Annotated in this window: 16 protein-coding genes; 1 reads left to right on the top strand and 15 read right to left on the bottom strand. The window is 32.7% G+C overall.

Translation table 11 applies throughout. The features are described from left to right. Positions 1 to 117 precede the first annotated feature (117 nt). The 11 genes from ACI9TV_RS14245 to ACI9TV_RS14195 all read right to left on the bottom strand — a co-directional run bounded on the left by ACI9TV_RS14245 (position 118) and on the right by ACI9TV_RS14195 (position 10700). Complete coding sequence (locus tag ACI9TV_RS14245; protein WP_415251486.1) at positions 118 to 756, bottom strand: type II/IV secretion system protein; 639 nt, start codon at positions 754 to 756, stop codon at positions 118 to 120. Positions 757 to 859: 103 nt separating this feature from the next. Continuing rightward, a complete protein-coding gene (locus ACI9TV_RS14240; protein ID WP_415251485.1) occupies positions 860 to 2665 on the bottom strand; it encodes a citrate/2-methylcitrate synthase in 1806 nt (601 codons plus the stop codon). A 9-nt stretch (positions 2666 to 2674) separates the two neighbouring features. Continuing rightward, positions 2675 to 4012 carry an ATP citrate lyase citrate-binding domain-containing protein gene (locus ACI9TV_RS14235; RefSeq protein ID WP_415251484.1) on the bottom strand — a complete coding sequence of 446 codons (1338 nt, stop codon included), beginning with the start codon at positions 4010 to 4012 and terminating at the stop codon, positions 2675 to 2677. An 87-nt stretch (positions 4013 to 4099) separates the two neighbouring features. Beyond that, complete coding sequence (locus ACI9TV_RS14230) at positions 4100 to 5293, bottom strand: hypothetical protein (RefSeq protein ID WP_415251483.1); 1194 nt, start codon at positions 5291 to 5293, stop codon at positions 4100 to 4102. Further along, complete coding sequence (locus tag ACI9TV_RS14225) at positions 5290 to 5859, bottom strand: anthranilate synthase component II (protein WP_415251482.1); 570 nt, start codon at positions 5857 to 5859, stop codon at positions 5290 to 5292. The genes ACI9TV_RS14230 and ACI9TV_RS14225 overlap by 4 nt, the downstream gene beginning before the upstream one ends. Positions 5860 to 5905: 46 nt before the next feature. Further along, positions 5906 to 6703, bottom strand: a complete 798-nt coding sequence (locus ACI9TV_RS14220) for an ABC transporter permease (protein WP_415251481.1) — start codon at positions 6701 to 6703, stop codon at positions 5906 to 5908. A gap of 17 nt (positions 6704 to 6720) precedes the next feature. Continuing rightward, positions 6721 to 8601: a flagellar hook-associated protein FlgK gene (flgK, locus tag ACI9TV_RS14215; protein WP_415251480.1), complete on the bottom strand. Its 1881-nt coding sequence runs from the start codon at positions 8599 to 8601 to the stop codon at positions 6721 to 6723. Between the two features lies 1 nt (position 8602). Continuing rightward, positions 8603 to 9031 (bottom strand): hypothetical protein, encoded by a 429-nt coding sequence (locus ACI9TV_RS14210; protein ID WP_415251479.1) that lies wholly within the window; start codon positions 9029 to 9031, stop codon positions 8603 to 8605. Positions 9032 to 9058: 27 nt separating this feature from the next. Next, complete coding sequence (locus ACI9TV_RS14205) at positions 9059 to 9268, bottom strand: flagellar biosynthesis anti-sigma factor FlgM (RefSeq protein ID WP_415251478.1); 210 nt, start codon at positions 9266 to 9268, stop codon at positions 9059 to 9061. A 74-nt stretch (positions 9269 to 9342) separates the two neighbouring features. After that, a complete protein-coding gene (locus ACI9TV_RS14200; RefSeq protein WP_415251477.1) occupies positions 9343 to 9654 on the bottom strand; it encodes a rod-binding protein in 312 nt (103 codons plus the stop codon). Next, the gene (locus ACI9TV_RS14195; RefSeq protein ID WP_415251476.1) at positions 9654 to 10700 is read right to left on the bottom strand and encodes a flagellar basal body P-ring protein FlgI; all 1047 of its coding nucleotides are present in this window, start codon (positions 10698 to 10700) and stop codon (positions 9654 to 9656) included. Before ACI9TV_RS14195 ends, ACI9TV_RS14200 begins: the two co-directional genes overlap by 1 nt. Positions 10701 to 10791: 91 nt before the next feature. On the opposite strand from ACI9TV_RS14195, the gene ACI9TV_RS14190 reads away from it, so the two are divergent. Continuing rightward, positions 10792 to 11364: a hypothetical protein gene (locus tag ACI9TV_RS14190; RefSeq protein ID WP_415251475.1), complete on the top strand. Its 573-nt coding sequence runs from the start codon at positions 10792 to 10794 to the stop codon at positions 11362 to 11364. Here ACI9TV_RS14190 and rsmD read toward each other — a convergent pair. From rsmD to ACI9TV_RS14170, 4 genes are read right to left on the bottom strand one after another with little or no spacing between them, the layout of a single operon-like run. Continuing rightward, positions 11357 to 11950, bottom strand: coding sequence for a 16S rRNA (guanine(966)-N(2))-methyltransferase RsmD (rsmD, locus tag ACI9TV_RS14185; RefSeq protein ID WP_415251474.1), 594 nt, complete (start codon positions 11948 to 11950; stop codon positions 11357 to 11359). The two genes, ACI9TV_RS14190 and rsmD, sit on opposite strands and share 8 nt — an antisense overlap. Next, positions 11940 to 12296 carry a hypothetical protein gene (locus ACI9TV_RS14180; RefSeq protein WP_415251473.1) on the bottom strand — a complete coding sequence of 119 codons (357 nt, stop codon included), beginning with the start codon at positions 12294 to 12296 and terminating at the stop codon, positions 11940 to 11942. Before ACI9TV_RS14180 ends, rsmD begins: the two co-directional genes overlap by 11 nt. A gap of 3 nt (positions 12297 to 12299) precedes the next feature. Continuing rightward, positions 12300 to 12989, bottom strand: a complete 690-nt coding sequence (locus ACI9TV_RS14175; protein WP_415251472.1) for an exonuclease domain-containing protein — start codon at positions 12987 to 12989, stop codon at positions 12300 to 12302. Then, positions 12983 to 13477 carry a hypothetical protein gene (locus ACI9TV_RS14170; protein ID WP_415251487.1) on the bottom strand — a complete coding sequence of 165 codons (495 nt, stop codon included), beginning with the start codon at positions 13475 to 13477 and terminating at the stop codon, positions 12983 to 12985. The genes ACI9TV_RS14175 and ACI9TV_RS14170 overlap by 7 nt, the downstream gene beginning before the upstream one ends. Positions 13478 to 13627 lie beyond the last annotated feature (150 nt).

Genomic DNA, 13627 nt, shown 5'->3' with positions numbered 1-13627 from the left:
CTTCTACTTGAAGTCGTCGTAACTCGGTTTTAAAACTGAGTGTCAATGTTTGTGGATGGGAATTATAGGGCGTAGTAGCTTAGTATTCGCTTAATGTTATGAAGAGTTTGGAAATAATTATTGGATATGTGTATAGCCTGTTTCCGGCTCTATTAATATAACACTAGATTCGCTTCCATTTGATAGTGTAATTTCGCATGTAGTTTGTATATATCTTAAATCAGTTACGCTATCTTCACCACTTATATTTCCTCTAATTGGTCGTCCTAAATGGTCAAACGCAATTCGCATACTTCCACTTATACGACATGAATTACTAAAGGAAATATTATTGATACCATAAGTATTTCCTAAATTTGCTTCTTGTAGTAAGCGTGGATCATCATAATTTATATTTACAACTCCCCCATTTATAAGTAAACCAGTTAATGGATCTACTGCGCATTCGTCAACTTCAGGGTGAGAGGTATGTCCACCAATCCAATCAGAAAATATTACATATGCTGGTACATTATTAGATGTACTAGTATCATTTGTAAATCTAATTTGCCACAATTCTTTATGCCACCCTGAATCAGTCCTATCAAACCTATCGTCCATCATAGCTAAATGTTGTGTATATCTAATATGCGAGACTAGTTGTATTGCAGCTTCTCTAACAGGATTTGTTTGTATTTTTGGGATTATAGCGACTATTAGTATTCCAATAATTATAATTATAAATACTAATTCTAATAATGTGAATGCTTTTTTCATATGTATACCTATAGTAATAGTTAATTATCAAGTATATCTAAAAGTAGGAAAATTTAAAAGAAGAAAAACTTTAAGGAGCTATAAGTCCTTAAAGTTTAGAAAATTATTTGATCTCTTCTGCCATTTGCACGTCATAAAGTACATCATCCATTGGATGTCTGTACATTGGCATTGCAAGACGTTTTTCATCAAGAATATGCCCGATGAAACCGATTGACCTACCAACGATAAAGAATGCGTTTAGAGTACCAGAAGCTATGAAATCATTGATCTCTTCTTCTGTATAACCTAATGCTCTCCACATATCAACCATTAAGATACCAATAGTACCATCAACGTTAAGGATAAGATTTTCTTTCTTAGATGTAGTAAGAGCTTCAACAGTTCTTGCATAATCTAAAAGTGGAGTTGATGGAAAATGCTCAGCAGCATAATTCATCAAACCAGTTACACGTAAGTCTGGGTTTTTAAGAGACTTAATACGGTGGCCAATACCTGGAATTGGAATACCTTGCTTCTTCATATAACCTAAGAACTCTTTTGGAGATAAATTATTGTCATCAGCATACTTAAAGTGCTCAGCAGCACCATCAATAGCACCACCAAATCTTGGGCCAATTGTTAATAAACCAGTTACAAGTGATTCAACAACTGACTTACCAGCTCTTGCAGTTACTTTTGCATTGTGCGCACCAGAAACAGCAGGACCATGATCAGCAACGGTTTTCATTACAGTTTCAATAAAGTCTGTAGCCCATTTTGGATACTGTTTTTTGAACCATAATAATGATACAACATCACCTATTCCTTTACCAGTATCTGGAGTAGCAACACTTGAAATTGGGAAACCAGCGTAAGTACATTCTTCTCCTCTATCATCAGAAATAGTACAGATAAATTCTTTACTTCTTCTGACGGTAGGACAAGTACTCATCTCTGGCTCAGGAATATCAGCTAACTTCATACCTTCAAATACATCTTTAATCATTCCGGGTAGTTCGTTGAATGAATTAGGTACGTGAATACCAGCTTCTCTCATTGCATTGTTTTTATATTCAGCAGTTTCTGACTCAGCATTTGCCGAAGCACCTGCATGACCGAATTGAACACCAGAATCATAATACTTAGCAATTGTACCAATACACCAAGCAACAACTGGTTTAGTAATAGCGCCTGACTTAATTGCTTCGATTACTTTGTATTCTTCAGTACCACCAACTTCACCAAGAAGAATCATGTACTTAACAGCTGGATTTTTTTCCATTCTCAGCATATTATCAATGAAAACTGACCCAACAAATCTGTCACCACCAATAGCAACACCCTCTGCAATCCCATCAGCATTGATAGAGATAATGTTAGAAAGTTCATTAAATAAACCACCTGAACGAGTTACAAGTCCACAAGAACCAGCACGGTGAAGTTTAGAGTTAACAATGTTAGTAATAGTACCACCAATATTAGCAACTTTGAATGCACCTGGTGTAATAGCACCCACAGTCGCAGGACCAATGATAGTTACATTTTTCTCACGAGCAGTTTGGTTCATACCACGAGCTAAACGCTCAGGAATACCTTCAGCAGTAATCATCATTGATGAAAAACCACCAATTTCTAATGCTTCCATCGTTACATCATATGCAGTTCTAAACGATGCAAAGTTTAAAAGTACATCAGCTTGTGGCTGAGCTTTTTTTGCTGCTGCAGTCGTTTTGAAAAGAGGAATCATAATTTCTTCTGGACCGAAGAAGAATTTCTCAAATTTGTTTCCGCTTGTAGGTGCAACAATTGCAGCTACTGATGGAGTTTCTCTTTGAATAGTATAATCATAATCTAGCATTCTTTGAATAGCAGTTGTGTTGTTATTCCAAAAAATTGCTTGTGTGTCTTTTGTATATAGTTGTTCCATTATTTCTCCTTACTTCTCTAGTGCCATACGAACGATGTCAGTAACATGCGTTTCAGGACCATAAACTTCAATGTATAAACCTAATCTATCAGCAGCTTCTTTCATGTCAGCAAGACCTTTTTCATAGTTTGGTCCACCACGTCTTACATAGATTTTAAGATCAACTGCTTTCATTTTATCAGCATATACATCAAATGCTTGAATGATACCTGTAAATGTTTTGGCAACATCAGTAAAGTTAGCGATAGCTCCACCAATAATCATAACCTTACCACGACCTTGAGCATCAGGTTCTCTTGTCATTAAGTCAAGTAATGTCTCAGCATAGAACTTAGTTTCACCAGTAGTTGGACCACCAGAATATTCACCATAGTTAGCTAAATCATCGATGCCAGCCATATCAGCGATAGTATCAGCATAAACAACTGAAGCACCACCACCGGCAACCATAGTCCAGATTCTAGCTTCTGGTTTAAGTAAAGTAAGCTTTAATGAAGCACCAGTTTTAGCATCAGCTTCTTCAATAGCTTCAACTTCCGGAGATTTAGATTCCATACCAAAGGCAGTAGGGTATTCAACACTACCCCACTCGTCAACCATCATAAATCCAGCTGTATCATCAAGTTTAGCAACCATATCTAAAAGCTCGATTTTATTGCCTTGCATAACAAAAGGATTAATTTCAAGGTATGCAAAGTTTAACTCACGATATGCTTTAAAGAAACCAACACAAAATTCAGCAAATTGAGCTTTATCTTTTTCTGCAACATCTGCAGGTACGTTAGTTCTTATTTTATATGCGATATCTTCTTCAGTTGCTGTAATTGGGAATGCTAGCTCTGTAACTTTTTCATCCCAACCCTCTTCAACTTCCATTCCACCTTCAGCAGACATATAGATTACATCATTATCACCAACACAGGTAGCAGATACATAATACTCTTCAGCTTGTTCATGTGGAGTAAATGGCTCAACAACGAAGTGAGTTAATCTATCTGTACTTGGTTCACCAGTAGGAGTGTCTCCATCAAATGAAAAGTATACAGATTGATCTTCACTTGCTTTTTCACCAATCCATGAAGCAGCTTTAGCTAATTTAACATCACCTGGTTTAGCATCTTTAAAAAGTACTAAACCATTTTTACCACGCTTACCAAATAACATATCTGGTTTTGCAACTAATGTTTTTTCATTTAACCAAGATGCAGTTTTTGCTGCCTCAATTAGTTCTGATCCGTTTTGAACCATAACTGTTTCGTATGCATAAGTAAAATCTGGAAAGTATTTATCCCAGTGCTTTGCTAAAATGGATTTAGCATCATATTCTCGTATCGCTTTTTGAGCCATAGAAACTCCCTATTTTGATATTTGGGATGTATTTTAGCATATATCACTTTACAAGTGTCTTCTATTTATACTTAATATAAGATAGCTTTACAGAGTGTTTAGATTTGTAACAATTGCTTTATATATTGGTCTATACTTGTAACTAATAGTTACATAGTCCTCACCTTTTACATCTAGGTTTTTTTCTATAAGTAGATTTTCAGTGCATGAAGTAATACCATAAAACTTTAATCTGTTACCCATTGTGTCCTGAGTTGTAACACAATATATATCTCTACTTTTTAACTCTTGGGCTAATTCTTTTGCTATATGCATTTTTCTAGCAAAATGCTTTTGTGGTTTTTCAATCACTAAATAGAGTTCTCTGTTAAATAATACAAAAATAAAATTTACCGATAAAAATAATGCGGATAAGCCAAATATGATTTTATACCTTGTTCTAAACATTTTTAAGCGTACTCTGTATGCTGCATAAAAACTCTGAGCAGCTAGCGGTAAAGCAACAATAAGATAGGGAGCAAAATCCTCGATATAAATATTTTGCCGAAATGATAAAAGAAGTGATATCAATAATGGTATAGTTGAAATGAACCACAAAACATTCATCTCTTTAGATAAGAACCTTCTATAGAGTACATAAAATATATAGGTGAATATTATCGGAGTAAATATTGCTGAGTATAAGCCAACTGTATCAATTAAATGACCTTCTGGTGATCCTTCTGTGGTAATGCCATAAAAATATATGGACGTAATCAAAAATGACATATTGGCAAACAGATAAGCTTTATTTTTGATGTATATAGAGTAGACAACTAAACTAATAAATAGATAAATAAAAACACCATCTACAAGTGAAAATACTAAGAGTATTGGATATGTGTGTGGTATTGAGAAGTTCTCATATACATATACGTATAGTAATAAGCCAAGTATAATAAGTCCTGCGCTATCCACGAGTAAAGCAGAACTTAATACTCCTGGTAAAAGAATAAAAATTAGTAATAGCCATATTCTATTTTTCTGATCTGCTAAATAGTTATCTGAAATTTTATACATTAAAATTACACTTAATAAATGAAAAAAAATCATTGGAATTCTTAAGCTTAAATCATTCTGTCCAAAAAAGCTTAATGATAAGTTTTCTATAAACTGTATAGAGGAAAAATCTCCATACAAAAGTGCAGCTTCATGACTAGAAATCGACAATGAAGATGTTTGAAAAAGGAGGATGAGTACATCTATACTTATTATACTAAGTAAGATGATTTTATGCATCATAATTTTAGAAAGTTCCCTATAATTTCATGTCCATGTTCACTCATAATTGATTCAGGGTGAAACTGTACACCATATATATCTTTGTTCTTAATTTTTAATGCCATTATCTCATCGTCATCTGCACTGAATGCTGTTGGCTCTATAATCTCTGGAAGATTCTTTTTATCAACTATCAAAGAATGATACCTAGTCGCAATAAACTCACGCGGTAAATCTTTAAATATTTCACATTCCCCTACTCGGTTCATTGTAGAAGTTTTACCATGCATCATATTTGTAGCTCTTACAACATCTCCACCGAAAACTTGAGCAATACTTTGATGACCTAAGCAAATCCCTAAAATCGGTAATTTGTCTGCAAAATACTCTATAACATCAAGTGTTACACCGGCTTCATCTGGTGAAGCAGGCCCAGGTGAAATAATAATTTTTTCAGGAGAAAGCTTTTCAATCTCAGCTACACTCATCTCATCATTTCTAATGATTTTTAAATCAGCCCCTAATTCTCTACAATACTGCACTATATTGTATGTAAAACTGTCATAGTTATCAATCATTACTATCAAAATTCATCCTAATTATTTTTCTAAAGAAAGTATATCTTTTTAGAGCTTAACTTTGAATCTGTTTTTTATTTGTTAATTGCTGTAAATAATTTGAAATATTAATTAAAGAAAATGTCACTAAAAATATCATAAGTCCTGGAAAAAAACTAACCCACCATGCAATTTCAACTACATCTTTACCCGCACTAAGAATTGTACCCCAACTCATTTGTGGTGCAACAATCCCAAGCCCTAAAAAACTAAGCCCCGACTCGGCAAGTATAGCCCCACCCACTCCAAAAGTGAAACTTACAAAATATATAGGAGCCAAAATTGGAGCATAATATTTAAATAAAATTTTCAGTTTAGCAACATTAGCAATATTAAGTATTTTAATGTAAGGTTGTGAAGTGATTTTAAAACTCTCTGCACGGATAAGTCTTGCCGTTGTCATCCAACCGGTAATAGATATAATAACTATTAGAACCCAAGCAGACGCATTTACATAACTAACTAATGCTAATAGCAAAAAGAATGTTGGAAATGTTAAAAATAAGTCAACTGTAACAATAAAAGCTTTATCTACAGTCCCTCTAAAATAACCTGCAACAGAACCTAAAAGCAAGCCAATAACAGAAGCAATAAATGCACTTCCAACACCGATAATCAATGAAACTTTTCCACCTTCCATAAGACGAGCTAAAATATCACGACCTAATCTATCTGTACCAAGATAATGATAAACTGACGGTGGAGTGAGAATAGATTCACCATTTAAGGTATATGCATCAACACCATAAATATACAAGCCGAAAAATGAAAATACAAATATCAAAAGTAAAATAAATATACTAAAAACTGGCATTTATATTATTCTATAAATTATTGTTTGATGCCAAGAAGTGTTTGCATCATTTGATCGATTGTCGTAATAACTTTTGCAGCCGCACCGTATGAAGTTTGATATTTAATTAAATTTGTCATTTCTTCATCAATACTTACTTTTGAAACAGAAAAGTATTCCATCTCTACTGCATTAAATTGCGTACTTATTGTTTCATTTCTTGATATAGCAGAATTTGTAGCGATACCAACGTCTGTAGCTATAATATCAAACATTTCATAGGCAGACGTTTCATAACTAGTAGGACCAACTTTAAAATCTAAGTTTTCATACTGCTGTTGTACCATGTCTAACGCCAATCTACTATCTCCAGCAATTGGAGTATAGCCCGCTCGAACAGCTGTTGGATTTGCTTTAAGAGCTGCATTAATATTAATATCACTCGCATCTTTTCCATCAAAGAACCTACTCATACCTAATGCACCGGCAAAATTAGTTCCAGATGCAAATTTATCATCACTAAGAGAATCTTCGATTGCAAACGTGTAACCTTGAGATTCTTTTAATGGGTCCAAGGTAAATTCTACAGCATTTTCACCACTTGCAAATGTAGCCCAATTAAAACGTAAATAATCATCTATATCATTATTTGCATTTCCATCATCATTATCATCAAGCTGTTGAATCATCTGACCTTCGATTGAATTTGAACCACTAGTCCCTGTCATTGTAGTTGCAACGTTAATATCTATAGCTCTTGAAGATACTTTGTTGCCATCTATATCATAAATAACAAGATTAAAAGAACCTTCTTTAATGTTAAAATTAGAAGATAGAAGTGCATCTGTAGGACTTAAGTTTAGAGTATTTGAATCCATCCTTGTTGTTGCACTTGAAGCATAAAGATTATTTGTAGACTCTATTAAACCTGCTGCAAAACCATCAAGCTGAGCAATTGTATTTTGAAGTATTCCATCTTTAGGAACACCACTTGTACTATCAATCGTACCACCTCGAAGGTCTAATATAGCACCAAGTTTACCTCCATTAATATTCTCTTCCATAGGGATTAAAACACCATCTTGTCTCTCATAAGAGATTTCATAAAAACCAGAAGCATTTTTATCATTTGAAACATGTAAAGGATGATATGAGTTTCCGTCAACAATGTTAAAACCATTAATACTCACTGAATAACTACCCGTTTTCATATTCGATGAAGTATCTATTTGAATATTTGACTCTATTTGTCCATAGTTTGCTTGAGCACCTATTAAGCGTGCTAAGTCTCTTTCTATAGTATTTCTTTTATCTCTCAAATCATTAGCGTCATAAAGTTTACCTGACTCTGCTGTATCTATAGATTTATTTAAATCTGCTAATTTTTCTGCAAGTGAATTTACTTCATTAATATTTACTTCAATTTGATTATTTAATTGAGATTGTTGCTCTGTAACCTGAGCTTTTGTTGCATGTATATGATTAGATAATATCTCTGCTTGTTTTGTTAAAGCTAATTTAATGGCGCCATTATCAGGATTATCTGCAAATGTTTGCCACATATTATAATATTCTTGTAAATCAGCTTTAATCCCTACTTCATCAATTTCTGGAAAATATGTCGACAACTGTTCTAAATTTGTTTTTTCAAAATCCGAATATTCTTTTTTTGCATAGGTATCTGTATATCTATCAAAAACAAAATTATCAAAAACTCTTTTAATTGTTTGAATTTCAACACCATTACCAACTTGTCCAGGATTAGCTGCAATAGGTGTTGCATTTGTAGCTATAACACGTTGACGTGTGTATCCATCAGTTTCAGCATTCGCAATATTATGTCCCGTTGTATTGATACCAACTTGTGCAGCATTTAAGCCTGAGTATCCGATATGAAGGGCATTAAATATAGAAGCCATTTTATACTCTCACTTCCAATATAGCTGCATTCTTTGATGCTACTTTATTATAACCTTGCATTTCTGTAGGAACAATTCTTTCTAAAAATGAATTATATAAATTACTTACTATGAGTACAAATTTCGCGTACCTTTTGTTAACATCTCTAAGATTAGATAACTCTAGTTTCAAGTCATCAAGAGCTTTATGCTGCTCTTTATTGAGTAATTCTGGAAGGTCTTTATTGGGTTGTGTTGTCATTAGTTTAGAAATCTCATGATCTATCATAGCTTTTTTCGATTCAAAACCTTTAAGTTTTTCCTCTTTAAGCGATAATCTCTCAAATTGTTGATCATTTTTAGCTTCTTGTATATCAACTATATCAGATTCTGTGATGCTAATTAAATCCCTAAGGTCTTGTAAAGCACCTTGTAAGTGATGAGACAACATAATCTTTCCCCTATTTAGTATTATTGTCTACAATAACTCATCAGCTATTTTTTCTGAGAGTGCTTGTAGGTTAACTTTATATTCACCAGATTCAAGAGCTTCTTTCATCTGTTGAACTTTACTCATATCTCCTTGTGAAGATACAGTTGGTCCTGCTTTTTTACTAAGCTCTTTGTTTTCAGAAGAGTTGTTAGTATAGGCATTGCGTATGTTCCCGCTATTAGCCTGTGAAATCATAATTTATCCTTTATTACTCAAGAGAGTTTCTCTGTATATAACTATATCGACAACTTCCTAAATAAATTAAGTTTTTACTGTGATTTTTCACTTAAATAATCATATAACATCTGTGAAAATCCAAAGCCTCCTGCACTAGCTTTACTTAGCTCATCTCTATACATTGACTTGTAAATTTTATCTCCAGGATCATTCTGTTCTGAAAAAAGATTTTTTTCATCTTTAGCTGCATTATCCATAATCATTTTTACAATCACTGCCTCAAAAGCATCTGTTTGCTCTTTTAAAGCAGCATTCTCTGCATTTGAATCAATCTTAGGTACAGTGTACTGCCCAGATAAACCTTTAGCTTGTAAATTAGTAGCTGACAACCCGTATGTACTCATTATATTACCTTTAGTTCTGCAGATATACTTCCTGCACTTTTCATAGTCTCTAAAATTGAGATTATGTCTTTAGGCGAGGCACCCATCTTTTGCAATGAACGAACTAAGTTTGCAACTGTTGTTGTCCCCTCTTTCGTATAAAGTTCATTCTCATTCAAACCAATTACAAGCGAGTCATCTACAACTATAGATCCTTCTGGTTTCTTTGGAGTAGCTGATTCAGATATTTTGATTGTTATATCACCATGTGTTAACATGATTGGTTTAACTTCTATATCTATTCCAGCAATTATAGTTCCTGTTCTTTCATTGATTATAATTTTATTTTTAGGTTTATAATCCATATCTATATCTTGTATCTCAGCTAAAAACTCAATCATAGATTTGTTATCTGGTTTTTTAAGCTTGATAGTTCTTGGATCCATTGCAACTGCCACTTGCGTGTTATAGACTGCGTTTATAGCTTTTTGTACAGCTACTGAATTTTTAAAGTTTGATTCTTTTAAAGATAATGTCGCATGCTTTTGATGATAAAGATCAATAAAAACTTCACGCTCTACCAAACCACCACCATATACTAAACCAACAGTAGGATGAGATTCACTTCCAGCCCCACGCTCATTTTTACCACCAATACTTACAGGACCTTGGGCAAGTGCATATATCTTACCATCTACCCCTTTTAGAGGAGTCATTAAAAGTGTACCACCTTCAAGTGATTTTGCATCACCAATTGAAGAGACTGTTATATCAAACTTATCTCCATGACGGGAGAATGGTTTTAATCTTGCTGTTACAACAACTGCAGCGACATTTTTTGATTTAATGTCAATAGTATTCATATCTATATTCATAGATTTAAGCATATTTGCAATTGACTGAAGCGTAAACTTTGAAGTTGTTCCATCTCCAGTTTTTTTCAAACCAACCACTAAGGAGTAACCAATTATCTGATTCTCACGAACACCAACAATATTAGCTACATCATTTATTTTTGTTGCATAAACGCTGACGCTAATAACTAAAAAGAGTAAAAATATTTTCATTAATGTTCCTTGTATAGGTAGTGATTAGCAACAAGTATTCCAATTAACCCCTATTTTATGATATTATTCGAAAAAATTAGGAATCTATATTATGAAAAAAAGAAATTTATTTATCATCACACCATTTTTTATACTTTTAGTTGTATTCTACGTCAAGTATAGAGAAGTACCTTACCAAGATTACCAAAACTATACACTTACAGAGATGCATAAGTTCGACGATAAACTTGAGAATATAACCGCTTCATATGCTTCTGCCAAAAATATTGATGATAAATATGAACAAACTTTATACGACTGTGTAGGAAGTTTAGTATATACAAAAGATGCAAACTTAAAATTTAGTACTGTTTTAGATGAGTGTAATGAAGATTATCAAAGTAAAAGTAACAAAGTATATTTTAATCAATCTTGGCTTATGCAGGGTTTTAATCCTTGGAATGGGAGCTATGGACCATTACAAAAAATTATTCAAAAAACTATTAAAGAACCAAAATCTTATGAGATGTTAAAAACAACACATGAAATGAATTTTACCGATAAGAGACCTCATATGTTTGTTTCCATTGACTTTAGAGGTGCAAATATTCAAGGTTATATGCTAAATAGAAATATTTCTGCAAAAGTAGATGCTAAAACAAAAGAGATTTACGATATTAAATAGTTAGATTTAGATATGTTAGAGAAGTATTTCCAAACTTTTTAGACTTGCTAACTGTAAATGGTCCTATAGAACTTGGTATCTCTAAGCCTGTCATATGCTCTATCACAATTAACTTTACCACTTCCCCAGGAAGTGAAGCAATAAGCTTTATCATCTTTTCATAAATATCTTCCATTCCCTCACGAATACTAAATGGTGGATCTATATAAAAATATGCATCTTCTTTCTTTTTTTTAAGTCTTTTAACAACTTCATCAATATTTGAAAAGCTATCTCCAGCAAAAATTTGACAAGCCGATGGATCTGTTTGAGAAATATTTTGCTTTAAAACCTTAAGGGCTTCACGATCACGTTCCATAAAAAATATATTTGATGCGCCACGACTCAAAGCTTCAAGACCTATCGAGCCACTTCCAGAAAAGACCTCAACAAAATGTGCATCTATTATTTCAAACTGAATAGTATTGAAAAAAGATTCCATTACTATAGATTTAGAACTTCTTGTTGTTTCCATGGATGGAAGCTTCAAAGTTTTACCTTTGAATTTACCCATAATTATTTTTTTTATAATTGATTTATTTTTCATAAAATGCTTTCACTGCTTTAATAATATTTTGCTGATATTCTTTCGTTAAAAAATCTATACGATTTTCTAAAATATCAAAATTAAGTGGTTCTTCTATTTCTAAAGGAGTATCTTTTGAAGTTGATTGCTCCCTATTTTCAAGTGCCAAAATAAGTTGTGATTTTGAAAAAGGTTTTCTCAAGTCTGCTTTTTCTGAGGAAGAAATCAAAAAACATCTTTCATCTCCAACACATTCTTCATCACGGATAATGATATCAGATTGCTTAGAAGAGCACAGATATTTTTCCAAAAATAGCTCAAGAGATTTTTGCAACAAAGGGGACTTACATTCTATAAAAATCTTCACAGCTTATCCTTGTAAATAATAATTGATACTATAACGTAAATCATCATCCAAATCTACCATTTTGGACAACATCCATTCTAAATATCCTCTATCGCACATACTTATCTCTTCAATGTATCTTCCAGTGTATTTTCCAAATCCAAATTTCTCTAAGAGGACCTTTTTAAAACTTAGATTAAGCATCTCCTCTTGACTTGAAAGATCTAAAAGATATTCATATAAATATTTTAAAACTTCAGCATCACCTAATGCATGATGAGCCATAACTTTAATCTTCTCACTTTTATATAACTTCAGTTCATATCGTAATACTTGCAGTCCATAAGACTCACACTCAGGGATAAGATGTTTTGACACCCTTAACGTATCTATTACTGCTCCTTTATAATCAAACCCAACTGCATTTAATTTTCGTATATCAAAATTAACATTATGTCCAACAACAACACAATCTGGTGTATTATTATCATTCAAAAACTTCCAGATTTCCGTATCTATAAGTAATGCTTTTTGATATATCATTTCATTTGTTATGTGGTGAATACTCGAAGCTTTTGGAGGTATTTTTTTACCTTCATTTACAAGTTCATATTTTGAAGTTACTTCACCGTTATCTACTACAATAATTGCAATAGAAACAATTTTATCTTCGGCTTCAAGTCCAGTCGTTTCTAGGTCCAAAAAAATTAACACTTCACAACCTTTACTTTTTTGCATCTCCCCGCTAAAAGAATAAAAGAAAAATATCCAGAAACAAGAATAAAGCAAAATAAAATATAAATATTAAACCAATCAAAAATTGCACTATACAGACTAAAAACATATGTAAATCCAAGGGCTACAATCATTTGAGTTCCAGTAAGCCATATTATCAGCATAAACCACCTACGCCAAACTTTCACTAGATCTCCATAGCCAATATCTTCAATAACCTCAGTTCTATTACACTCAAGTAATTTTAATTCATACCCATTATTGCATTGGTTAAAGATATATTTTAAAGATCTAAAAAGTGTAAAAAGAAGTGTAATACTCCAAGACAGAGGTAACCAAAAAATAAATATAGCAAATAAGGCTTCATAAACCTCAGTCTTTAAAGTAACGGAACCTTGTTGTATATACATAAAGGCAGTTATAAAAGTTGCAAGCAAAATAGCTAAAATTATACTCAATACACTCACTCTTATAGCCCATCGAAACCAAAGTAAAAAATAAAAACTTGACATCTATACTTTGAAACTCCCTAACATATCATTATAATGTTCTAAGGTCATAAAACTTTTCTCAAATCTATAACGTATAATAAACTCAATTACCAAGTTTTTAAGCTT

The organism is Sulfurimonas sp., from assembly GCF_047622445.1.
Taxonomy (GTDB): Bacteria; Campylobacterota; Campylobacteria; order Campylobacterales; family Sulfurimonadaceae; genus Sulfurimonas.
Note: the sequence above shows the minus strand (reverse complement) of the source record. Positions and strands in the feature narration are given on the sequence as shown.

Excerpts from the sequence above, each read along its gene's own strand:
- ACI9TV_RS14245 (WP_415251486.1), bottom strand. The coding sequence starts at position 756 with ATGAAAAAAGCATTCACATTATTAGAATTAGTATTTATAATTATAATT.
- ACI9TV_RS14240 (WP_415251485.1), bottom strand. The coding sequence starts at position 2,665 with ATGGAACAACTATATACAAAAGACACACAAGCAATTTTTTGGAATAAC.
- ACI9TV_RS14235 (WP_415251484.1), bottom strand. The coding sequence starts at position 4,012 with ATGGCTCAAAAAGCGATACGAGAATATGATGCTAAATCCATTTTAGCA.
- ACI9TV_RS14230 (WP_415251483.1), bottom strand. The coding sequence starts at position 5,293 with ATGATGCATAAAATCATCTTACTTAGTATAATAAGTATAGATGTACTC.
- ACI9TV_RS14220 (WP_415251481.1), bottom strand. The coding sequence starts at position 6,703 with ATGCCAGTTTTTAGTATATTTATTTTACTTTTGATATTTGTATTTTCA.
- flgK (WP_415251480.1), bottom strand. The coding sequence starts at position 8,601 with ATGGCTTCTATATTTAATGCCCTTCATATCGGATACTCAGGCTTAAAT.
- ACI9TV_RS14210 (WP_415251479.1), bottom strand. The coding sequence starts at position 9,031 with ATGTTGTCTCATCACTTACAAGGTGCTTTACAAGACCTTAGGGATTTA.
- ACI9TV_RS14205 (WP_415251478.1), bottom strand. The coding sequence starts at position 9,268 with ATGATTTCACAGGCTAATAGCGGGAACATACGCAATGCCTATACTAAC.
- ACI9TV_RS14200 (WP_415251477.1), bottom strand. The coding sequence starts at position 9,654 with ATGAGTACATACGGGTTGTCAGCTACTAATTTACAAGCTAAAGGTTTA.
- ACI9TV_RS14195 (WP_415251476.1), bottom strand. The coding sequence starts at position 10,700 with ATGAAAATATTTTTACTCTTTTTAGTTATTAGCGTCAGCGTTTATGCA.
- ACI9TV_RS14190 (WP_415251475.1), top strand. The coding sequence starts at position 10,792 with ATGAAAAAAAGAAATTTATTTATCATCACACCATTTTTTATACTTTTA.
- rsmD (WP_415251474.1), bottom strand. The coding sequence starts at position 11,950 with ATGAAAAATAAATCAATTATAAAAAAAATAATTATGGGTAAATTCAAA.